Annotated in this window: 21 protein-coding genes; 7 read left to right on the top strand and 14 right to left on the bottom strand. The window is 27.3% G+C overall.

Translation table 11 applies throughout. The features are described 5' to 3' along the window. Nucleotides 1-22: 22 nt before the first annotated feature. Nucleotides 23-2,236, top strand: a complete 2,214-nt coding sequence (gene purL / locus ACKU4C_RS10895) for a phosphoribosylformylglycinamidine synthase subunit PurL (protein WP_321311895.1) — start codon at nucleotides 23-25, stop codon at nucleotides 2,234-2,236. A 13-nt stretch (nucleotides 2,237-2,249) separates the two neighbouring features. Here the strand turns inward: purL and ACKU4C_RS10890 are convergent, their stop codons facing one another. The 11 genes from ACKU4C_RS10890 to ACKU4C_RS10840 all read right to left on the bottom strand — a co-directional run bounded on the left by ACKU4C_RS10890 (nucleotide 2,250) and on the right by ACKU4C_RS10840 (nucleotide 9,678). Continuing rightward, nucleotides 2,250-2,459 (bottom strand): hypothetical protein, encoded by a 210-nt coding sequence (locus ACKU4C_RS10890; RefSeq protein ID WP_321311893.1) that lies wholly within the window; start codon nucleotides 2,457-2,459, stop codon nucleotides 2,250-2,252. Next, nucleotides 2,449-2,694 (bottom strand): hypothetical protein, encoded by a 246-nt coding sequence (locus ACKU4C_RS10885; RefSeq protein ID WP_321311892.1) that lies wholly within the window; start codon nucleotides 2,692-2,694, stop codon nucleotides 2,449-2,451. Before ACKU4C_RS10885 ends, ACKU4C_RS10890 begins: the two co-directional genes overlap by 11 nt. 25 nt (nucleotides 2,695-2,719) lie before the next feature. Further along, entirely contained in the window at nucleotides 2,720-2,947 is a 228-nt protein-coding gene (locus ACKU4C_RS10880) for a hypothetical protein (RefSeq protein ID WP_321311890.1), read from the bottom strand. Between the two features lie 376 nt (nucleotides 2,948-3,323). Then, complete coding sequence (locus ACKU4C_RS10875; protein WP_321311888.1) at nucleotides 3,324-3,737, bottom strand: ester cyclase; 414 nt, start codon at nucleotides 3,735-3,737, stop codon at nucleotides 3,324-3,326. Then, nucleotides 3,724-4,848 carry a peptidase M42 gene (locus tag ACKU4C_RS10870; RefSeq protein WP_321311887.1) on the bottom strand — a complete coding sequence of 375 codons (1,125 nt, stop codon included), beginning with the start codon at nucleotides 4,846-4,848 and terminating at the stop codon, nucleotides 3,724-3,726. The genes ACKU4C_RS10875 and ACKU4C_RS10870 overlap by 14 nt, the downstream gene beginning before the upstream one ends. 40 nt (nucleotides 4,849-4,888) lie before the next feature. Beyond that, nucleotides 4,889-5,125, bottom strand: a complete 237-nt coding sequence (locus ACKU4C_RS10865; protein ID WP_321311885.1) for a hypothetical protein — start codon at nucleotides 5,123-5,125, stop codon at nucleotides 4,889-4,891. Between the two features lie 296 nt (nucleotides 5,126-5,421). Next, entirely contained in the window at nucleotides 5,422-6,312 is an 891-nt protein-coding gene (locus tag ACKU4C_RS10860; protein ID WP_321311883.1) for a hypothetical protein, read from the bottom strand. Between the two features lie 74 nt (nucleotides 6,313-6,386). After that, the gene (locus ACKU4C_RS10855; protein WP_321311881.1) at nucleotides 6,387-7,058 is read right to left on the bottom strand and encodes an ABC transporter ATP-binding protein; all 672 of its coding nucleotides are present in this window, start codon (nucleotides 7,056-7,058) and stop codon (nucleotides 6,387-6,389) included. Further along, nucleotides 7,058-8,245 carry an FtsX-like permease family protein gene (locus ACKU4C_RS10850; RefSeq protein WP_321311879.1) on the bottom strand — a complete coding sequence of 396 codons (1,188 nt, stop codon included), beginning with the start codon at nucleotides 8,243-8,245 and terminating at the stop codon, nucleotides 7,058-7,060. Before ACKU4C_RS10850 ends, ACKU4C_RS10855 begins: the two co-directional genes overlap by 1 nt. After that, nucleotides 8,235-8,555: a hypothetical protein gene (locus tag ACKU4C_RS10845; protein WP_321311877.1), complete on the bottom strand. Its 321-nt coding sequence runs from the start codon at nucleotides 8,553-8,555 to the stop codon at nucleotides 8,235-8,237. Before ACKU4C_RS10845 ends, ACKU4C_RS10850 begins: the two co-directional genes overlap by 11 nt. Then, complete coding sequence (locus ACKU4C_RS10840) at nucleotides 8,548-9,678, bottom strand: nitrous oxide reductase accessory protein NosL (RefSeq protein ID WP_321311875.1); 1,131 nt, start codon at nucleotides 9,676-9,678, stop codon at nucleotides 8,548-8,550. The genes ACKU4C_RS10845 and ACKU4C_RS10840 overlap by 8 nt, the downstream gene beginning before the upstream one ends. Before the next feature lie 130 nt (nucleotides 9,679-9,808). Here ACKU4C_RS10840 and ACKU4C_RS10835 point away from each other — a divergent pair, with 130 nt between their 5' ends. Further along, nucleotides 9,809-10,501, top strand: a complete 693-nt coding sequence (locus ACKU4C_RS10835; protein ID WP_321311873.1) for a nitrous oxide reductase accessory protein NosL — start codon at nucleotides 9,809-9,811, stop codon at nucleotides 10,499-10,501. Nucleotides 10,502-10,520: 19 nt separating this feature from the next. On the opposite strand, the gene amt is transcribed toward ACKU4C_RS10835, so the two are convergent. Next, nucleotides 10,521-12,335 (bottom strand): ammonium transporter, encoded by a 1,815-nt coding sequence (gene amt / locus ACKU4C_RS10830; RefSeq protein ID WP_321311871.1) that lies wholly within the window; start codon nucleotides 12,333-12,335, stop codon nucleotides 10,521-10,523. A gap of 163 nt (nucleotides 12,336-12,498) precedes the next feature. Between amt and purH the strand changes: the two genes are divergently transcribed. Continuing rightward, nucleotides 12,499-14,031, top strand: a complete 1,533-nt coding sequence (gene purH / locus ACKU4C_RS10825; protein WP_321311869.1) for a bifunctional phosphoribosylaminoimidazolecarboxamide formyltransferase/IMP cyclohydrolase — start codon at nucleotides 12,499-12,501, stop codon at nucleotides 14,029-14,031. Between the two features lie 215 nt (nucleotides 14,032-14,246). Continuing rightward, on the top strand, nucleotides 14,247-17,471 hold the full coding sequence (locus tag ACKU4C_RS10820; protein WP_321311868.1) for a hypothetical protein: 3,225 nt from the start codon (nucleotides 14,247-14,249) through the stop codon (nucleotides 17,469-17,471). A 252-nt stretch (nucleotides 17,472-17,723) separates the two neighbouring features. On the opposite strand, the gene ACKU4C_RS10815 is transcribed toward ACKU4C_RS10820, so the two are convergent. After that, the gene (locus ACKU4C_RS10815) at nucleotides 17,724-18,695 is read right to left on the bottom strand and encodes an IS110 family transposase (RefSeq protein ID WP_321311867.1); all 972 of its coding nucleotides are present in this window, start codon (nucleotides 18,693-18,695) and stop codon (nucleotides 17,724-17,726) included. A gap of 500 nt (nucleotides 18,696-19,195) precedes the next feature. Between ACKU4C_RS10815 and ACKU4C_RS10810 the strand changes: the two genes are divergently transcribed. From ACKU4C_RS10810 to ACKU4C_RS10800, 3 genes are all read left to right on the top strand, one after another. Continuing rightward, complete coding sequence (locus tag ACKU4C_RS10810; RefSeq protein WP_321311866.1) at nucleotides 19,196-19,714, top strand: DnaJ domain-containing protein; 519 nt, start codon at nucleotides 19,196-19,198, stop codon at nucleotides 19,712-19,714. A gap of 98 nt (nucleotides 19,715-19,812) precedes the next feature. After that, entirely contained in the window at nucleotides 19,813-20,733 is a 921-nt protein-coding gene (locus ACKU4C_RS10805; RefSeq protein WP_321311865.1) for a glyoxylate/hydroxypyruvate reductase A, read from the top strand. Between the two features lie 31 nt (nucleotides 20,734-20,764). Next, nucleotides 20,765-21,181 carry a methylglyoxal synthase gene (locus tag ACKU4C_RS10800; protein WP_321311863.1) on the top strand — a complete coding sequence of 139 codons (417 nt, stop codon included), beginning with the start codon at nucleotides 20,765-20,767 and terminating at the stop codon, nucleotides 21,179-21,181. A gap of 3 nt (nucleotides 21,182-21,184) precedes the next feature. Here ACKU4C_RS10800 and ACKU4C_RS10795 read toward each other — a convergent pair whose 3' ends face one another. Beyond that, on the bottom strand, nucleotides 21,185-21,403 hold the full coding sequence (locus ACKU4C_RS10795; RefSeq protein ID WP_321311861.1) for a hypothetical protein: 219 nt from the start codon (nucleotides 21,401-21,403) through the stop codon (nucleotides 21,185-21,187). Nucleotides 21,404-21,501: the final 98 nt, after the last annotated feature.

Genomic DNA, 21,501 nt, shown 5'->3' with positions numbered 1-21,501 from the left:
ACAACCATATTTAAGGCGAAAAATGCAAAAAGAAGAGATGAATCTTGAAGAGATAGCATTAGCTCACTCTTTAACACTTGAAGAATTAGAGAATATCAAAGAAATTTTAGGAAGAGATCCAAATTATGTAGAGATTGGGATTTTTTCAGCAATGTGGTCTGAACATTGTTCTTACAAATCAAGTAAAAAGTATTTAAACGGTTTCCCAACAAAAGCAGAATGGGTAATTCAAGGTCCAGGTGAAAATGCAGGAGTTATCGACATTGGCGATGGTTATGCAGCTGTATTTAAAATGGAATCACACAATCACCCATCTTTTATTGAACCTTATCAAGGTGCAGCAACAGGTGTTGGTGGAATTATGAGAGATGTATTTACAATGGGTGCAAGACCTGTTGCATCAATGAACTTGATTCAATTTGCAGGAATTGAAGGTGATAGTGAAACTGCCCAAAAACATAGATTTCTTTTAAGAGGTGTTGTTGCTGGTATCGGTGGTTATGGAAACTGCATGGGTGTTCCAACTATTGGTGGACAAACTAACTTTGAAGAGTGTTATGCAGGAAACAATCTTGTAAATGCATTTAACTTAGGGATTGCAAAAGCTGATGAGATTTTCTTAGGAATTGCTGAAGGTGTTGGAAATCCAGTTATGTATGTTGGTTCAAAAACAGGTAGAGATGGACTTGGTGGTGCTGTTATGAGTTCTGCTTCTTTTGATGAGGATTCAGAATCAAAAAGACCAACTGTACAAGTTGGGGATCCATTTACTGAAAAACTACTTTTAGAAGCTTGTTTAGAACTATTTAAAGAAGATTTAATCATTGGTATTCAAGATATGGGTGCTGCTGGACTTACTTCATCATCTTTTGAGATGGCAGGAAGAAGTGATTCGGGTATGATTATGCACTTAGATAAAATCCCAGCAAGAGAAGAGGGGATGACTCCATATGACTTTATGCTTTCAGAATCTCAAGAAAGAATGCTTATTTGTGCTAAAAAAGGTAGCGAACAAAAGATTATTGATATCTTTGAAAAATGGGAATTAGATGTAGCAGTTGTAGGTGAAGTAACTGATACTGGAAATATGGAACTTTTCTGGCATGGGGATAAAGTAGCTGATATTCCAGTTCAACCAGTTTCTGAAGAAGCACCTATTTTAGATAGACCAGTTGCAAAACCAGCTTATTTAGAAGATATTGAAACTGTTGATATGAGTAAAGAGGTTTCAAATCAAGAAGCATTTGATGCACTTTTTTCTGATATGGAAGTTGTTGATAAATCTTGGGTTTATGACCAATATGATTCAATGGTACAAACAAATACAGTTAAAGGACCAGGGAAGCTTGATGGTTCAGTAATTAGAATCAAAGAGACTGGAAAAGCTTTAGCTATGAGTGCTGATTGTAATACTAGACAATGTTATATTAATCCTGAACTTGGAGCTGCTGCAGCAGTTATGGAAGCAGGAAGAAATGTTGCTATGACAGGAGCAGTTCCTAAAGCAATTACTGATTGTCTTAACTTTGGTAATCCTCAAAATCCAGAAGTTATGTGGCAATTTGCCCAAGCTTGCGAAGGTATTAAATCTGCTTGTAAAGAGTTAAATACACCTGTAATTGGTGGAAATGTATCTTTATATAATGAAACAAATGGTGTTGGTGTTTTCCCAACTCCTGCTATTGCTATGGTTGGTGTTAATGATGATGCTAACAAAGTCTTACCTTCATCTTTCCAAGAAGAGGGAAATTATGTTTATATTTTAGGTGATACTAAATCTGAATTTGGTGGGTCTTTATATCTTAAAAAACTATATGGAAAAGTAGCAGGAGTTCACCCTGAAGTTAATTTTGAAAAAGAATTAAACCTTTGGAATAGCGTAATTGAGGCAAATAAACAAGGTTTATTAAAAGCTGCTAAAGATGTTAATGTTGGTGGATTAGCTATAGCATTAGCAAAAATGGCAGTAGTTGGGAATAAAGGCGTTGAAGCTACTATCTCTTTAGATTCTGAAAAAGATATTTTTTCAGAAACATTAAGTAGAGCATTAGTTGAAGTAACTCCTGAAAATTGTGAAGCATTTGAAAGACTTTGTGATAATAGAAAAATAGCCTTTACAAAACTTGGGTTAATTGGTGGAGGAAAAATCTCTGTTAATGAAGTATATGTTGAGTTAGATAAAGCAAAAGATATCTATTTTAACAAATTTAAACAAGTTATTGAACAAGATTTATAAGAAGAGTTGAGGTTTAACCTCTACTCTCTATAATCGAATCTGCAAGTTTTGCAAACTCCAGTTGTGTAATCTTTAAAGTTTTACTTTTTAACGTCTCTATTGATAAACTATTTTCTACCATAATTCTAGCAGCATTACTATAATCATTTCTATTTTTTATTAGATAAATTATTTGATGAATTTGTTCATTTAAATTTAGCTCTTCAGCACTATTATAACTCATCATCGTAACCTTGTTTGTATCCGTGAGAATTGTTGTAATCTTCATCATAAACATCATCATATTCACTATAATCATAATCATCATAATCTACAGTGAAAATCTTTGGATAACCTAACTTTTGAAGCTCTGAATCAATATTTTCTTCAGAAATTCTATTTTTAACTCTTTTCATGATATAGTCGATATCTTCTTCTTTTATATCGTTTGCTCTTAATTCGTAAATAATAGATTCCATTTTCCCTTTTCCTAATTTACAAAATCTATTTTTTTAAAATTAGCAAATCTGCTAATTTAACAACATCGTCTAATGTAAGTCTTGCTGTTCTAGAAACAACATCTTGTAATTTTAAGTTATTACTCAAAATTAAATTTATAGCCCCATTGAAATCACGTCTGTTTTTTATAAAACTTGTAATCTCATAAACAAGTTTGTTAATAGGCTCTTCGACTTTATATCTATTTAACATCTCATCATAATAAGATGCCATAGCTTACTCCTATAAATAAGACAATAAACATTAGTAGTTTAGTGGAAAGTTTTGATGTTAAAAAGTTTTAACATTTATACTTCTTTTAACTCTGTACTAAGTTTAATCTGTTAGTATAAATGTACTCTTCAAATGAGTACAACATACTCCTGAAAACTTTATATTATGCACGGCCAAATGCTTACAAGTTTTCAGGAAACCTAATTTTGTATTAAAATTATAAAACAAAATAAAAATATTTTTCCTAAAACAAATCTTAAAATTTTTTTAGCTACTTACATCAACCTATTTAAGGGCTATTTAGCCATATATAAAAAAATATTTTTCAATATTTTGAAAAAGTTTTTTATAAAAAAATCTAAAAAATTTAAATTTTTTAGATTTTTGGTCTTAATTGGTCTTTTAAAGTAGCTAAATCCCCTAACACCCACACGTCAGTGATTTTATCTTCATTAAATCTAAAAAATGAAGCACCATTGTATTTTATTCTTTTATTTGTTGCTTCAAAGTCAAATAGTTTACCTCTATGGGTACCATTATATACTGCTCTTACTGCTACTATTCCATTTTCCTCAATAATTGTTTCAATACCATGGTATAGATTTGGAATACCATTTAAAATATTAGTCATATAATTTTCAAACTCTTTTTTCCCTTTTGTTTCAATATTTAGTGAACCTCTAAATGTAATATTATCATCAAAAAGTACATCAATTAACTCTTTGTTTTGTTTATTCCATAACTCTTCATAATATTTTTTAACTAAATCTTTATTATTAATTTTTTTCATCACTTCTTTCTTCTATATATAAACTTTTTAACATATACAACATTGATTTAACAGATTTAATAGAGGCTGTTTCCTCTACAGTATGATAACCTGTAGTTGGTATTTGCAATGTTGTACCTTGAATCTTACCTTTTGATTCTTTTATAATTCTTCCAAGCTCTGTACTACCTAATGATAATAAAGGCTTTTGATTTTCATATAATATTTTATTCTTTTCTTGGATATAAGAATCTTTACAAGAGAAATTAATATTATTTTTATGACAAAAATTCTTTAAAATCTTTAATAATGGTGACCTAAATCTCGCATTTGCATCTCTATTTCTTAATACAATCTCTTGTAAAGAAGCCTCTTCTCTACTATTATATGGACTTGTATCTAATACTAATAATTCAGATGTTGTAATATCATTTTTTCTAAACCAATCTAATACGAATCTCCAACTTCTTCCTGCTTCTTCTTGTGCAGTAAAGAATGCTGTACCTTGAAATCCATGTTGATAAAGATATATAATAATTGCTGCTGATAAAACGTTATCTAGTTGTGCTGAAATAAGTTCATCACTAATCTCTAATTTGTCAACAAATGCTATTGGTGTACCTGGTAAAAGGTGTTCAAGATTATCAATTTTAAACATTAAGTTATTGATTTTCTCATTCATATAAACTTTACTAATCTTACCAATTCCTAAGTAACTTCCTGACCAAGGTTCATAAGCTTGCACAGGTTGATTTAGAAATCTTGATGAGATTTGTTGGTATGTTTGTTCTGAGACAGAGTTACCTTTTAAGTCAATTCTATTTTTTGTTTGAAATGCTGCAAATTGAAACTCACTAGGACCTGTACAAACTAAACCATGTCTATCTATATGGGCACTTAGTATGCCATTGTTTGGTTGATTACCTTGTGCAACTAAAAGTCCATCATAATAATATGTATCAATACCTAATTCATCTAATTCTCTTTTTAAATATAGAAAAAAGGAGTGTTCATATCCTATTACGGATGGAACTCTTATAAGTTGTTTTAGTGTGTCTAAAAAGTCTGTAAATCCATCAATATTTTCAATTAATTCAGAAGATTTTTTAACAGACAATTTTCTAAATTTCATCTTGTCCCTCGAAAAATAATATGTAGAATAAGGTATTAACTTATTCTACTGGTTGTTGTTTACTTTCTTCTTCTTCAACTTTTGAGTTGCAGTTATAAAGTTTTTCATCACAAGTTGCTACACATTCATCTACATTTGATGTAGTCTCTTCACAAATAACTAGACATTCATCGTATGCTCTTTCGCATGCTGCATATTTATCTTCAATTGTTTGACTCTCTTGTGCTTGCATTAAAGAACAAACAAAAAATAATGGAAGAATTAATTTTTTTAACATTTAAATACTCTCCTAAAAAAAGTATAATCTAAAGTACAAATGTACAACATAATTGAAAACATTTTAATGCACGGCCAAATGCTTATTTAGGTTTTCTCTGAAACATATTAAGGTATATTCCTTATTCTACTTCGGAATTATAAATCAAAAAAAAAGAAATAAACTAAAAATAAACTTAAGCTGTTTTTCCTCAATTAAAAAGTGGCTTTTTTAGGACATAAATTTAAGAAAAAGAATTAACTTTTTTGAATTTTATTTTTTGAAAAGTGGGTGTTTTTTATAAAAAAGTTGAAATTTTATAAAAAAACACCATTTTTGAGATAATAAATTGCAGGATATGCACTAACAATTATTAAATATAAAGTAAGAAAAATTATTGAGTATTTGTAATATTTTTTAGTATCAATTTGTATTTTTAAAACTAAATTTACAATACCAATAATAAATCCAAAAAAGGTTCCTAAAAATAATAAAGCATAAAGTATATAACCTACATAATGATACTCTTTTTGTAACATACAAAAAGGACAATGGTGTGTGGGAAGTTCATATATATAAGTTCCAAAAAACAGTATCAAACTAATAATTGCTAATATTAAGAAAACCAAATTAAAGATGAGATAAAAGTAATCGTTTTTTAGCTTGTAAAAGATTAATAAAAGTGCAAAACATAGATAAAAACCTATAAGGATATGGTCTCCGTATTCAAAAAAGACAGAAGATAAATACGAGCCTTCACTATTTGAATATAAAGTTCCACAACAACTAACTAATTTATCTACATCAATTGAACTAAACATTGTGATCTCTAAAATAATTTCAAATAAGAGTAAAAAATATATGAAAAGATAAAACCCAAATTTCAACTTTGTATATTTTAAATTTTCAGTTTTCAAATCAAAGTTATGAATTACAAGCCAAAATCCAAAGAAGTAGATATTTATTAGTTTAAACAAAAGAAGATATATACCATAACTTGTTGCATCTACAACTCCTGCCGCACACATGGCACCTGTAAGTACATTTGATATTTTATCAAGGGTAAAAATAAAAAATATAAAAAGTAGTATTTTTACAAATAGTATATATTTGATAATAGTAGCAGTTAAAAAACTTTGTGTTTCTAATTGATATTGTTTTTTTGATGTTGAGTTTATATCCCAATTAAAAAATATCTTTATACTCAAAAGAAAACTTACACTTCCAAATAATAGAAATATAGAGTTTAAAATGATTATTGTTAAAACTTCAGGAGATAATATCACTTTACAATCTCTCCATTTGAAAGTTCTATAACTCTATCAACAAAATCCAATTTAAAAAAAAGTGGGTCGTGAGTAGCTACGATTATGGTCTTGTCATCACTTTTTAATTCTTTTAAAATAGAGATAAAGTGTTCAGATAACTCCTTATCTAAGTTTGCTGTTGGCTCATCAGCTATTACTATTTTTGGATTATTTATTTGACTTCTTGCAATAGCAACTCTTTGTTGTTCCCCACCAGATAGATTTTTTACAATTGCATCACTTTTATGTTCAATTTTAAATTTTTTCATAACATTATTCAAAAGTTTTGATGCCTCTTTTTCACTAGGATTTTGTGGGATTAGAGGAAGTAAAATATTCTCTTTTACGCTTAAGGTTGGGATTAAATTATATTTTTGAAAAATAAAACCAATATCTTCTCTTCTATACATTGAAGCAAAATTATCAGGTAGTTTTGAAACTCTTTTATCATCAACTATTACTTCACCTGTAGTTGGTTTTGATAATGAAGCAATAAGTGAAAGAATTGTACTTTTCCCACTTCCACTTGCACCTTTTAAAACTATTAACTCTCCTTGTTTTATTAAGAGATTTATATTATTTACTGCACGAACTATATTATTTTTGTTTATTTCATAGTTTTTTGTTATATTTTTTAATTCTATCATTATCTTATCACTTTATCTGTTTCAATAGTTGCACTTCTCCATGAAGGAACAATTGTTGCTGCAATATATATTGGGACACTTAGAAAAAACACTAAAAATAGGGTATTAAAGTCTAATACAAAAGGTAGTTCAAAAGAGGTTTTTAATTGTGAATAACCTGTAAAAATCTCTTTTAATAAAGGGGCATTTAATATATATACAAATCCAAAAGCGAAAAATATACCTAAGATATATGCCGTGAATGAGATAATAAAACTTTCATAGAATTTTTCTTTTAATACATCTTCTACTTTCCATCCAATTGCTTTTAAGACACCAATCTCTTTTTTCTCTTCAGATGTTAATCCACTAGCTTTGTCATAAATGATTATAAAAAAAGTAAAAATCGAAATGATAAAAAGAGCTAAAAATAATCCACCTTTATAGTCAAAAATATTTTGATAACTTATCTCCAACTCTTTATTTGTAATCACTCTTGTATCTGGAAAAAGCAGTTTTATTTTGGATGCAATTGTAAATATCTCTTCAGGGTTGGCAACTTTTACTACTATATCAGTAGCTTTATTTTGATCCATTCCAAATATTTCTAAAGCTAACTCTTTTGGTAAAACAATTGTATCATTTGATTCTAATTCTAAATTATCTTGGAAAACACCTGCAATATTTACTTTTTTAAATTTTCCATCAGGTTTTATAAAATTAAAATACTCTTTATAATAGTTTTCATGTAGTATTTTTTCTACACCTTTACCTATAATCATAGATGAATTTTCTTCAAGTTCTGAAAAATCTACATCTTTAACAAGTTTGTTTAGTGAGTTTTTGTATTGATTTTCAAATTCGTCTATTCCTATTACAGAAAAATTAACACCTGCATTTTCAAAATAATAATATCCCCAAACTCTAGCAACAGCATCTGAAACCCCTGCAATATTTAAAATCTCATCTATGGCATCAACATTTATATCATAATGTCTCCCTGCTTTTACCTTTTGTACAGTTATTTGGGGAAGTGACTTCAATGTTGTATTTAGTTCATATTTAATTGAATTTGAGATAAAAAAAACTGAACATAATAAAGCAGTTAAAAATGTAAAAACAAAAAGTATAAAGAGGTTTTTAAACTTTTGTCTAAGAATAGAGTTAATGGCATATTCAATAAGATAGATATTAATTTTATTTTTCATTTAGAATCTTTGAAGGGGTATTTTTTAAGATATGGGAATAAGAATAAACAAATGTTGTGGGAAAATACTCTTTTAATTGAGGGTCTTCTTTTAATATATTAAAAGTATCACTTAGTGTTCTATGTCTTATATACATAGCTTCAGTAGATATTGCTAAATCAGGAAGTTCTAGAACTGATACTAAACTATTTTTATCAATTATATCTTTAGTCTTAAGTGATTTATTTATAAATAAATAAGTCACTTCAACAAATGTAAAAAGAATTAAAAAACAAAGAATAGAAAATAGATAAAAAGTTTTTTTATTCATCTAATTTATATATTTCCTCTTCTTTTAATTTATCAAATTCAATTATCAATTTTCCACTATGGTCAGCTTTAAAAGTTTCAGCATCTTCAAGTCTTTCAAAAGGTATTAACTCATGCCCCATGGGACCATAAACATCTGAACCTATCACATAATAAGCTTTTGCACCATCTATTGCTTCTTGTGAATAATAATCTGTAACAAGTATTTGTTTAATATTATCATTATTTACCATATGATTGTTTGAACTAATCCATCTTTTAGGATCAAAATAAAATTTCATTAAATCTTTTACCCCATCAAAAGAGAATTTGTGTTCATGATTTCCATGTGAATAGATAATTTGTGCTGCCCATCTTGGATATTTAGCTACAAACATCCCACATACTGGACATTTCTCATCTTCTTCTACTACAACTCTATTTTTTATAGAATCTAAATCTCCAAATCTTTTTACATCCCATATATACATAGCTACAGTTTGTAGTTGAGACTCTTTTAATTTTTTGCATAGATTATTATTTATAATATCAGCTTTTAATTCATTTATCTCCAAATAATCAGTAGGGTCTATATCTTGTGAACATCTTTTTTCAAATATTTTTTTACCCTTAGGATATATTTTTTTCATATTTATTGTTTTTTGTTTTTTATAATCAGCTTTTAAAGTTTTTTGACTTAATTTTATTGCATCTTCAAAACTAATAATTTTTCCATTATATTTTTTTATAAAATCTTTAGCATCTTTTTCTTTTTTAAAAGCAATCTTACTCTCATTGGCTAACAAAGGTTTAACTTTACTTCCTACTACATAATAAGCTTTTGCTGCATCAATATATTTTTCAGAACTCCAATCTATAACTTGTACATTGTTTAAATCAATTCCATACTCTTCATTATCTTTTACAAGAAAAGTTATTGAAGCATATTGTCTTTTTCTTCCATTATTTAAAGTTGAGACAAATGAGGTTTTATAGTTTTCTTTTAAATTAAAACCTGAAATAGGGCACCAAAATCTTTCATCTCCACTTTGAAAATAATCTACATCATTTGTTGCTTTAACTGAAAGTGGATTAGCATATATAGATAAAGATAAATATAGTAAGATTAAGAGTGTTTTTTTCATTTATGTCCTTTATTTTAAAAGTTAAATAGTATCAAATAAGTGTTAATTTTTAGTTAATCAAATATTAGAAATTAACATTAATTTAACTCTTTAATTATATTATTTTAAGAAATCAATACAAGGGAAGAATATGAAAAAAATGGCTATGTTTTTACTTTCTATACTTGCTATTTCAATTACATTAAATGCAAGTGATATGAAAAAACCAAAGATGGCATACCAAGCTGTACCTGCACAAAAAGCAACATTAGTTCAAAAAGGTGAAGAGAAAAATTATTGTCCAATATGTGGTATGACTTTACCAATGTTTTATAAAACAAATCATGCTGCAAAAGCTGGTGATACGCATAAACAATATTGCTCAATACATTGTATGGTTGAGGATATTGAGTTAAACGGAGCAAAATTAACTGATATGAGTGTTGTTGATAATAAATCATTAAAATTTATTAGTGTTAAAGATGCTTTTTATGTTGTTGGAAGTTCTAAACCTGGTACGATGACAATGACTAGTAAATATGCATTTAAAGATAAAGCAGATGCACTAGCTTTTCAAAAAGAAAATGGTGGTGAGATTAAATCATTTGACGAAATATATGCAATAGTAGCAAAAGGTTTAGAAAAAGAGAAAGCTATGATTGCAGCAAAGCAAGCTAAAATGCAAAAAATGGGTGAAAAAGTTTATAATAAAATGTGTAAAAAAACTGATATGACTTTTGATTCAACTGCACAAGCAAAAGCTTATGTTGCTAAAAATCAATTATGTGGAAATATGAAAGGTAAAAAACTACAAGCTGTAGGAATATATTTATCTAGAAGATAAAAGAGGTTTTTTACCTCTTTTAAAATACATGAACTCTATTTCTACCTGATTCTTTTGCTTCATATAAAGCTTTATCTGCATTTTTTAAAACATCATCAAATTCTTGTTCATTGTTTCTAAAACTACTAACTCCCATAGATACAGTAACATTTTTTACTTTTGTGAAATGGAAGCTTTCCACCTCTTTTCTTATTTTTTCAGAAATAGATTGAGCTATTGCTAAATTATTTGTATCTAAAATCAATACAAACTCTTCTCCACCCCATCTAGCAAATAAGTCATCAGTTCTGACTTTACTTGAGATTAGTGATGATAACTCTTTTAATACTGAATCTCCAATATCATGACCAAAGGTGTCATTTATTGATTTAAACTTATCAATATCTATTATAGCAACACAATACTCTTTAGATAAAAAGTTTTTATTTATCCTTTCAAATAAACCAGCTCTGTTTAATACTTTTGTCAAGGTATCAAAAAAAGCTTTTTTATGTAGGTTTTTATTGCTAGTACTTAATTTACTATTTTGTTCTCTCAAGTTTTCCAATAAGATATTAAAAAATCTTGCAACAATTCCAACTTCAGTATCTCTTTCTTCATAAACCTTTTTTTGAACATTCCCAGTTTTCATAATACCTATAATACTCTCAATAGTCTCAACCCAAGGAAGTCTTGCATTGTGTTCACTTGTGTTTAAACCTAATACTTCATGTTTCTTTCTAACTCTTAAAAGATTTAATTTGTATAAAAATAGAAATAGTATAAGTCCTAAAATGAAAGAAAAAATAAAAGCACTCAATACACCAATTGTTTGAATTGTAATAAAGTCTAATCTTGACATACCATCTGTTGGCATAGCAAAAATACCAACAGCAATAGTTCCCCACGCACCTGCAAATCCATGGATGCTTATTGCACTTAATGGGTCGTCTATTTTTAGTTTTTTTGTCAAAAATTGGTCTGAAAAGTGCATCACAAAAGTTGATATAAATCCAACAAAAGCTGACTCATAAAGATTTAATGAATTACAACCTGCTGTAATACCAACTAACCCAGCGATAATACCAAAGCTTAAAATCTCAACTTCAAGTTTTTCTTTAAAAACTAAAGATATAAACCAAGCACCAATACCACCCATAACAGCTGAGATTAATGTATTCATTAAGATAGAAGTAACTTGAAATTCAAAAGCTAAGAGACTTCCTGCGTTGAAACCAAACCAAGCAAAAAATAACATAAATACACCAAATACTATAAAGTTATGATTTGAAGGTGCAAAATATTTCACTTTTCCATTTCTAAATTTACCTAATCTTGGACCTAAAACAATAGTTCCAGCAAGACCAACCCAAGCTCCAAGTGAGTGAACAACAGTTGAACCTGCAAAATCCACAAAACCTAATTGTGCTAACCAGCCATTTTCATTCCATGCCCAATGACCAACAATAGGGTAGATAAAAGCAGTGACTAAAACAGCTACAACAATATATCCATTGAATTTGATTCTTTCTGCTACTGCTCCTGAGATAATAGTTATGGCAGTTGCCGCAAACATAGCTTGGAAAAAGAAGATTGCATTTAGTTCTAAATCACTTCCATCAATCAGAAATTTATCAGTTCCAATTAGACCAAAGGAATCAGTACCAAACATAAGACCGAATCCGATTAACCAGAAAACTACAATACTAAAAATAGTATCGATTAAGTTTTTCATGGCAACATTGATGGTATTTTTAGTTCTTACAGTTCCAGTTTCAATTAGAGAAAACCCAAACTGCATAAGAAAAACTAAAAATGAACTGATTAATATCCATAATAGATTAATGTCACTCATTCTGTAATTCCAAAAAAAATAATTTTATTTTAAATGGTAACATATAAATTGTACAGAAATAATAGTTTAGTTATATATAAAATAGACAGTTTTTTAAACAAGAGAATACTAATCAAGTTTTTAGTATAATCCCAAAAAAATAAAAGATTGTAGAGGATTTAGTTTGAGAGCATTAATTAGTGTAAGTGATAAAAGCGGTGTAGAAAATTTTGCAAAAGAGCTTGTTGCATTAGGTTATGAAATAATTTCAACTGGTGGAACTTATAATAAATTAAAAGATGCAGGAATAGCTGTAATAGAAGCAAATGAAGTTACAAAATTCCCTGAGTGTTTTGAAGGTAGAGTTAAAACTTTAAACCCATATATTCATGGTGGTATTTTACATAGACGTGATAAACAATCTCACCTTGACCAAGCAAAAGAATTAGGTGTAGAAGGTATTGATTTAGTATGTGTTAACCTATACCCATTTAAAGCAACTATTGAAAAAACAGATGATTTTGAAGAGATTATTGAAAACATAGATATCGGTGGTCCAGCTATGGTTAGATCTGCTGCTAAAAATCATGATTCTGTAATCATTGTAACTGACGTAGCTGATTATGATGTTGTATTAAACAATCTTAAAAATGGAACAAACACACAAGAGTTCAGAAGAGACTTGATGATAAAAGCTTACGAGCACACAGCATCTTATGACTCGATGATTGCAAACTATATGAACAAAAGATTCAATGGTGGAATGGGACAAAAACAATTTATCGTTGGTGAGAAAGTATTTGATACAAGATATGGGGAAAATCCACACCAAAAAGGTGCATTGTATGAGTTTGATAAACATTTATCAAATAAATTTATCACACTAAAAGGTGAAGCAAGTTTCAATAATATGGGTGATATTTCTGGAGCTGCTAAAATCGCATCTGCTTTTGGTGATGACAATGCAGTTTGTATCGTAAAACATGGGAATCCATGTGGATTTGCTATCAAAGATACATTACTAGAAGCTTATACAGAAGCTCTTAAATGCGACCCAATCTCAGCATTTGGTGGAGTTGTAGCAGTAAATGGTGTAGTTGATTTGGACTTAGCAGTTAAGATGAATGAAATCTTTTTAGAAGTTGTATTTGCAGCAGATTTCACAGCAGAAGCCCAAGAAGAGTTAAATAAAAAGAAAAGAATCAAACTATTTAAACAAGGTACAGCAAAACTTGAAATGGCAAATGATGCATTTAACTTTAAAATAGTTGATGGTGGATTTGTTTACCAAGATGCAGATAAAGTTGAAGAAGATGAGGTAAGAAACTCAGAACTAAAATCAAAAAGAGAAGCAAGCGAACAAGAAATAAAAGATATGGAGATCGCATACAAAGTAGCTTCTTTAACAAAATCAAACTGTGTTGTATATGTTAAAAACTCAGCAATGGTAGCAGTTGGTATGGGTATGACAAGTAGAGTAGATGCCGCAAAAGCAGCTCTTAGAAAAGCAGAAGATTTAGGACTAGATGTAACAGGTTCAGTACTAGCTTCTGAAGCATTCTTCCCATTTAGAGATAGTATCGATGCAGCGCAAGAAGCTGGTGTTAAGTGTGTGATTGAGCCTGGTGGTTCTATTAGAGATGATGAGATTATAGAAGCGGCGAATGAGTTTGGTATGGCTTTATACTTCTCTGGTAAAAGACACTTTTTACACTAAAGATTGATTTTCTAAGCAATCTTCCTTCATAACTCTGCGTTAGCAGAGAGTCTAAGATTCTATTCACTTACTTCAAGTAAGATCCCACGAATCTTAGACTCTCTGCCTTAATTTATTTTGAAATCTTACTCATAAAATCAATCTTTTTAATTACTAAACTTTAAAATAAATATTTAAAAGATATAATATTTGGATAAATATTATAAGGATTTATTTTGATTGAAAAAACTATATTACTTATAAAAAAACTTTTAGGTTCGTTATATTATCAAATAGAAAAAGAGTTAACAGAATCAGTTTATAAAAATGAAACATATTTAAAAAATAAATGGAATACATTTGAAAGTTTAATAATTTATTGGACTAAAAAACCTTTTTCTTTGATATTTATCTTTTTTGTAGAGTTTTGTTCAATAAGTTTATTAATATATTTATTAAATCCATTTATTAAAAAGACTTCATTTACATGGAATCAATCTTGGGAACAAATTATTGATTGGCAATCAAATTTTTTATCTACACAAGTAACAATCGTTGCATTAATTTTTCCATTAGTAATAGGATTTATAGGTTTTTTTATACAAAATATATCATCTCAAAGAGCTTTGTGGCAAATATATATGAATTATTCAGGAGTTAAATTAGTAGGATATAGTAGTATAGTATTATGTATCATAATTGTTACACTACAGTTAATTCACCCTTTTATATCTTATCAATTAGAAGTTAGTTTTAGTATTGGTATAGTATTTTGGTTAGTAATTAATTTGTTATTACTTATATGGTTTATTCATGCAACTTTTAATTTTATATCTACAAAAGATAGAAGTAAAATTATTTTAAAATACTGTATTAATGAAATGTTCATAAATGAGATTAAATATAGACTAGCAAAATTATTACCACAGAGGATTTTTGAGAATGAAAAAGATGAAGATAAAAATCCAATAATATATCCTGCTTATCCTTTCTCAGAAAAACATCAGGATACTTATCAAATAAATTTTAAAGAAGATAAATATGTACATGATATATATTTTAAGGTTTTAAAACTTATTGGATATATTTGGAAACTTAGAAATGATAACTATAAAGGTGAACAACCTATATTATATTTACCTATTAGTGGAGTAGTAAAAGGTAAAGTATATAGTCTTGCATATAGCGATAATACAAATATAAATTTTTTAGAAAAGTTTTTAATTAGAATATCATATTCATTTAGTAAAAATTCAAGATTTGAACAATCAGAATTTGATTCAATAATACATGCACTAATAAGTAATGTTGAAGATTCCTTAAAAGAGCAAGATGAAAGACTTTTTGAAATAGCTATTAAAGAATTAGCTTATTTAGTAGTGCAGATATTTAAAACTGCATCTTTCCCAAGTACTGACAATGAACTTAATAATTGGATATTGTTATCTGATGGTAATTTTTTTGGACGTACTATAATTCAAAATCTTTCTAGTGAATTTTATAAAATTAATAAAAAATCAATTGATTTATTATCATATTCAGATATATACTTTAGAAAAATGTGTTATTTTAATTTAAAAGTCTTTGGTTTCAAGAATGATGTCTTAGCTTCAAAAGTAATTGAAGAGTTACTACAAAATCATTACTATTCATGGTCATTATTAATGAAAAAAATTAATAATTTAGAGAATAATGAAGAATATTTAAAAACTTATATAGGTAGTTGGGAATTTTGGATAGCAAGTAGTAAGTTTAATTTAAAAAAAGAAAAAAATATTGATTATCTTACTGATGTATATTTAAGTCATTTGCAAGTTTCATCAAAACATATAATAGATGCGTTAAATGTAAACAATGAAAAAGCAATCTTACTATCAGTAGATATGTTAATATATTGGAGTTATCAAGCTTTTCATATGTTTAATAAATCAAGAAATGAATATAAATGGCAATCTAAAATTTTAGTGCCATCAGTTTTAAAAAATAATTTTAATTCAGAATATATTAATAAAGAAAAGTTGTATGAATATATATTTCCTAATAATTCAAAAGATGATAAAACTGCTTTAGTTGTATCTTTTGAGAATTTATGGAAACAAACTTGTATTATAACAGGTATATATATATTTTATAAATATAAAGAAATCTTTTCTGATAATATTAAAAAAGTTGTCTTATCACTTTTAAAACAAGAAAGAATATATGATAATAATATGACTATCTTGCTACAGTCAAATAAGCAAATTGACGTAAGTTCAATTTTCGAATGCTATTTATTTAATGTATATCCATTGAGAGATATATTAAAAAGTGGTAATCCAGCTTATTTAATTGAATTGTTTGAATGTTTAAGTAAAGAAAGTATGATTTCAAATAGGGTTCATACAGATAGAAGTATTGAATTATCAAGTTTATTACAAACTATCAAATGCTTTATGATAGGAAATTCAACAAGAATTTGGAACTTATCAAAAGAGTTAAATGATTTTATAAAATCACCATTATTTGAATACGAGGCAAGAGAATCTTTTATAAGAGAAATTAATAGTTTTAAGTATCTAGAAAATATTGATGATAAATTATTTGATGATGTTAACCTTCTATTTAGCGATGAAAATATTGAACAAAAAGTTGAAAATTATAAGACTTCAATAGATGCTATCATAAAAGATATAACTGACTATCATAATGAGGTACTTGTAAATACATCAATTGATAATCAAAAAGTAGATGAAATGAATAGATATTTTTCAAATGAAATATTCAATGACTTAGATTATATGCCTTATAGTTTATTTAATAATATTAAATTTGATAGTTTAGAACAGAAGTTTTTTAAAAAAATAAAAATAAATATTGATAAAAAGTTTTTAGTAAAAGATATTAATTTTATAGATATAAATAAATATTTTGAACATGAAAATAAATATATTATTTCAGATATAAGACAGGAAATAGTAAGTTCCATTTTTGATAAGTTTTTGACTGAAATAAATATAAAAGAAGAACAAAGTTTTGATAATATTGAAAATTTATTGAATAAAACTATTGATGATGCCCAAAAATTAATAAAAAAAGATTTTGTTCCTATTGTTTTTGTTTGTAGTAATGAAATTAAGTGGATGTTAGAAAATGAAACCTATGATAAACAATTTAAAGATATTTTAATAGAAAAACTTGATAATAAAGAGGAAAATTATATTTGTCATATAGATAATATTGAAGCATATGAATTAAGTGTTAATGATGGAGATTATTTAATATTAACATCACTTGAGATGTTTGATGAGGTGATATTTAATGAATATGAAAAGAATATTTACTCTAAAATTGAGATTCTGAATAGTGAACGAGAATTTGAAAAAATCGTTTCTTTTAATTATAGAATGAAAATAAATTTTAAAAAAGTGAATTCTTATAAATATAATTTTAAAGATAAAACAAATACTCAGGTTTTCTAGTTTTTGGAATAAAAGGTGTATAAGGACATTTCCATTTTTGATTTGTTTAGATTTCTAATTTCTATTTAGTAAATTTACAAATGATAATTTGAACTTTTTTTTTCCAGACTTTGTTGAAGCCGGAAGTTTGATAATTATTTCCGAAAAAGACCGAGGACTGTCTGAGATATAAAAGGTGATTGAATATCACGTTTTATATCGAGTTGCCACCTTAAAAGAATATAAAAATTCCATATAAAATTTATAATAAAATTAAATTTTTTCTGAATCATATGGTACATTATTTTTATATACGGCATGAGCAATAACTAATAGTTTTCTCATAATTGCTACTTGTATAACTGTAGTATGTTTTCCATTTTCTTTTAGTCTATCATAAAACTTTTTTAATCTTTCGTTATTTCTTATTGATGTCATTGCTGGCATAAACAAAGTACCTCTACATATTTTTGAACCTGCTTTTGATATTTTTGTTTTTCCATTAACTGATATACCTGAACTTTTTTCTATTGGATCTAATCCTGCTAAAGATACTATCTGTTTTTGATTAGCATTTTTATATTGAATAAAATGTATAAGTAATACAATTGAAGATATTTCTCCTATACCATCAATTGTTTGCAAATTATTAAATGATTGTTGAAGTTTCTCATCTTTTTTTATGATTGATTTTATTTTTTTGATAATTTTTTGTTCTTGTTTTTTTAAAAATTGATATTGTAATTCAAACTCTTTTATCAAATAGCTTTTATCTTTTTTTGCTTTTAAAGCAGCTATATGGTTTTTAGTTATAACTTGTTGTTTAATAATTAATTTATATCCAGAAATAAGCTCTTTTAATTCTTCTTCTATGGTATCTACAATAGGTATTTTAATATCTTTATCTTTAGCTGTAACAATCATTTTAGATAAAAGCTGTGCATCTTTTATATCATTTTTATTTCTATATCCCATTACTTTTGCAAAGCTAGCACTTTTTTTAGGATTTACTATAAAACTTTTTATATTTTTGTTTGAACAAAACTGTTTTAAAAGAAATGAATAATTAGCTGTTGGTTCATAAACAAATACTAATTTATCTATCTCTTTTTTATAAAGCTTTTTTAGTTTAGAGTACAAACTTTTTATTCCATTTAAACTATTATCAATAATTAAATCTAAATCATTTATTGGAATATAAACATTAATTGTTGACTTACTTACATCTAATCCGATAGAATACATTTCTAGAACCTTTATTTTAGGATAAAGAGTTCGTTAGGGTAGGATTTCTCCTACCTGATAATTGTTATACAAACTTTAGACTTATAAAATACGAACTAGTTATAAAACTGTTCTTGTTGCCACTCAAATTTAAAGTATAACTATCAAACTCGCCATCAAGCTAATTATAAATTATTTTTTATAATTGCTTTAGTTCCGCAACGATATATTATCTTTCAAACTCTTTGGAAATATATTAACTATATTCCCTTAAATGTATTATATAAGTTCCGCAGGTCAGGAAATCATTAGCAAACTGTAGGGAAGCTTCGCCTTCAACAACCGTCTGGTTGCTTTTTCTCAAAGAGAGTGCAAGCACAGGCCATACTTTTACAACTAAAAAGTATGAAAGCGTACTCACGTCGTGAGTACAAGAGACCAAGAGGAGTGTCCAACTCCTAAAATCTATAAGTACACTTCTTGCATATAAAAAATAAAAACAAAAAAGAAAGTACTCTAATATGGAAGAAGAAAACTATTTATACGAAAGTTTCATCATCTACAACAGCGAATTAAATCTAAAAGATTTCGTAACCATCGGTGAAGTAGACAAAGAAAATAAAATAGCATATTTAGATACACCATATGAAATGGTAGGACCCTTTTGTTTAAACGAACTTTACAATAAAGGAAAAATATATTTCGAAGCTTGCATGGTTATGACTCAGAACTTTTGGCATAAGGAGAGGATAAATCTTCAAAAGGAATCTTTCATAAAACAACAACGAACCCAAAATAGATTTTATGATGAAATCAACAAATACAATAGAAACAAACAAACTTTACAAATAGACATTGATATAAAATATCGTAATCTTTTACTGCTACCCTTAGATCAAGAACTTAGTGAAGCTCAAATCAAAGAGGCCTTTAGAAAACTTGCCAAAACTACGCATCCTGACGTTGGTGGAAGCCATGAAGAGTTTATTAAAATAACAATTGCACGAGATGAATTACTTACAAATATATCTTTAAAATAATCTTTAATAAATACAAAAAATCATTTATATTTTTTATTCATCTAATCTAACTTTAATCTCACCTTCATATAATCTAAAAAAACAAAAGGTATTTAATTATGGGATTATTAATTGTCACAAAAGAAAAAGGAATTGAGACTTGGGTAGACAATCTAAAACAACTTGATTCTAATATTGAAATTGAAGTATATCCTAATGTAAAAAATAAAGATAAAATCACTTTTGCTCTTGTTTGGTCAAAGCTTGATATAGACTTTGCTGAATTTAAAAACTTAAAATGTATTGCATCTATGGGAGCAGGGGTTGACCATATTTTAAGTAATGATACAATCTCTAAAGATGTGTATATAACAAAAGTTGTTGATGAAAAGTTAGTTTCTTCTATGTGGGAGTATTTATTGTGTACAGTTTTAAATATAGTTACAAATCATTATAAATATATTTCTTTACAAAAAGAATCAAAATGGGAACAACTAACTTTAAACTCAATTGAAGATTATACAATAGGTTTTATGGGATTAGGACAACTTGGAGGTGAAATCTCTAATAGATTTAATAAGTTTGGATTCTCTGTAAAAGGTTTTTCAAATTCAAAAAAACAGATACAAGATATGGAAACATTTACAAATCTTGATGAATTTTTAGATGGAGTTGATATTCTAATAAACCTGCTTCCTCTTACAAAAGATACAAAAGGGATTTTAAATAAAAACCTGTTTTATAAACTAAATAAAAATGCTTATATTATAAATGTAGGAAGAGGTTCACATCTAGTTGAAGATGATTTATTAGAAGTTTTAGATTCAAAACATTTAAATGGAGCTATTTTAGATGTATTTGAAAAAGAACCATTACCCAAAGAGAGTTTACTATGGACTCATCCAAATATTATTGTTACTCCACATAGTGCATCATTGACTGATCCAAACTCAGTTTCTATGCAAATTATTGAAAATTTTAAAAGAGTAAGCAAAAATTTAATCCCTTATAATATAATAGATAGAAATAAAGGGTATTAAAATATCAAATAAAAAAGAAAAAGGTTAGAAAATGAATATTGCATTAGTAGCTCATGATAATCTAAAACATGATTTAATAGAGTGGTCACTATTTAACAAAGGAACTCTCCATAAACATGTGATATATGCTACAGGAACAACAGGAAGACTTTTACAAGAAAAAGGTTTTGGTGTTCATTGTTTAAAATCAGGTCCCTTAGGTGGAGATCAACAAATTGGAGCTATGATTGCTGAAGCTAAACTAGATATTCTATTTTTCTTTGTTGATCCCATGGCACAACAACCCCATGAACCAGATATTACAGCTCTTAGACGTATATGTGATACTTATAGAATACCAATAGCTACAAACAGACAAACAGCTGATTTTATTATTTCATCACCTCTATTTGAAGGGTATATTCATGAGATGCCTGATTGGTCAAAATATCAAAATAGAAAAGTATAATCTTTAATCTTCAATATTTAATAACAATTTAATATTTGTAACTAAACCTTTACTTCTAAATTGAGGTAAAAGGTTTATTAAAAAATCTTTACCATAATATGATATATGTTCAGTTATTAACTCTCTTCTTGAATCTGAATTTAAAATTAATTCTTTAACTTCAATTGCATTATTTGATTTTATTGCATTTAAAAGTTGTACAGATACAGGAATAAATGACATTTGTACTCTCCAAAAATAAATTTATGGAATAATGGCAAATTATCACTTTGCTTAACTTGATTTATCTGTATCCAATTTGTAACCATTAAAATGTGATA

It is taken from the genome of Halarcobacter sp. (assembly GCF_963676935.1).
GTDB lineage: Bacteria > Campylobacterota > Campylobacteria > Campylobacterales > Arcobacteraceae > Halarcobacter.
This window is presented reverse-complemented; position numbering and strand designations above follow the sequence as displayed.

Coding starts and splice junctions, on each gene's coding strand:
- amt (WP_321311871.1), bottom strand. CDS start 12,335: ATGAGTGACATTAATCTATTATGGATATTAATCAGTTCATTTTTAGTT.
- ACKU4C_RS10850 (WP_321311879.1), bottom strand. CDS start 8,245: ATGAAAAATAAAATTAATATCTATCTTATTGAATATGCCATTAACTCT.
- ACKU4C_RS10880 (WP_321311890.1), bottom strand. CDS start 2,947: ATGGCATCTTATTATGATGAGATGTTAAATAGATATAAAGTCGAAGAG.
- ACKU4C_RS10845 (WP_321311877.1), bottom strand. CDS start 8,555: ATGAATAAAAAAACTTTTTATCTATTTTCTATTCTTTGTTTTTTAATT.
- ACKU4C_RS10810 (WP_321311866.1), top strand. CDS start 19,196: ATGGAAGAAGAAAACTATTTATACGAAAGTTTCATCATCTACAACAGC.
- ACKU4C_RS10805 (WP_321311865.1), top strand. CDS start 19,813: ATGGGATTATTAATTGTCACAAAAGAAAAAGGAATTGAGACTTGGGTA.
- ACKU4C_RS10875 (WP_321311888.1), bottom strand. CDS start 3,737: ATGAAAAAAATTAATAATAAAGATTTAGTTAAAAAATATTATGAAGAG.
- ACKU4C_RS10795 (WP_321311861.1), bottom strand. CDS start 21,403: ATGTCATTTATTCCTGTATCTGTACAACTTTTAAATGCAATAAAATCA.
- ACKU4C_RS10835 (WP_321311873.1), top strand. CDS start 9,809: ATGAAAAAAATGGCTATGTTTTTACTTTCTATACTTGCTATTTCAATT.
- ACKU4C_RS10870 (WP_321311887.1), bottom strand. CDS start 4,848: ATGAAATTTAGAAAATTGTCTGTTAAAAAATCTTCTGAATTAATTGAA.
- purL (WP_321311895.1), top strand. CDS start 23: ATGCAAAAAGAAGAGATGAATCTTGAAGAGATAGCATTAGCTCACTCT.
- ACKU4C_RS10865 (WP_321311885.1), bottom strand. CDS start 5,125: ATGTTAAAAAAATTAATTCTTCCATTATTTTTTGTTTGTTCTTTAATG.
- ACKU4C_RS10890 (WP_321311893.1), bottom strand. CDS start 2,459: ATGAGTTATAATAGTGCTGAAGAGCTAAATTTAAATGAACAAATTCAT.
- ACKU4C_RS10840 (WP_321311875.1), bottom strand. CDS start 9,678: ATGAAAAAAACACTCTTAATCTTACTATATTTATCTTTATCTATATAT.
- ACKU4C_RS10800 (WP_321311863.1), top strand. CDS start 20,765: ATGAATATTGCATTAGTAGCTCATGATAATCTAAAACATGATTTAATA.
- ACKU4C_RS10885 (WP_321311892.1), bottom strand. CDS start 2,694: ATGGAATCTATTATTTACGAATTAAGAGCAAACGATATAAAAGAAGAA.
- ACKU4C_RS10855 (WP_321311881.1), bottom strand. CDS start 7,058: ATGATAGAATTAAAAAATATAACAAAAAACTATGAAATAAACAAAAAT.
- ACKU4C_RS10815 (WP_321311867.1), bottom strand. CDS start 18,695: ATGTATTCTATCGGATTAGATGTAAGTAAGTCAACAATTAATGTTTAT.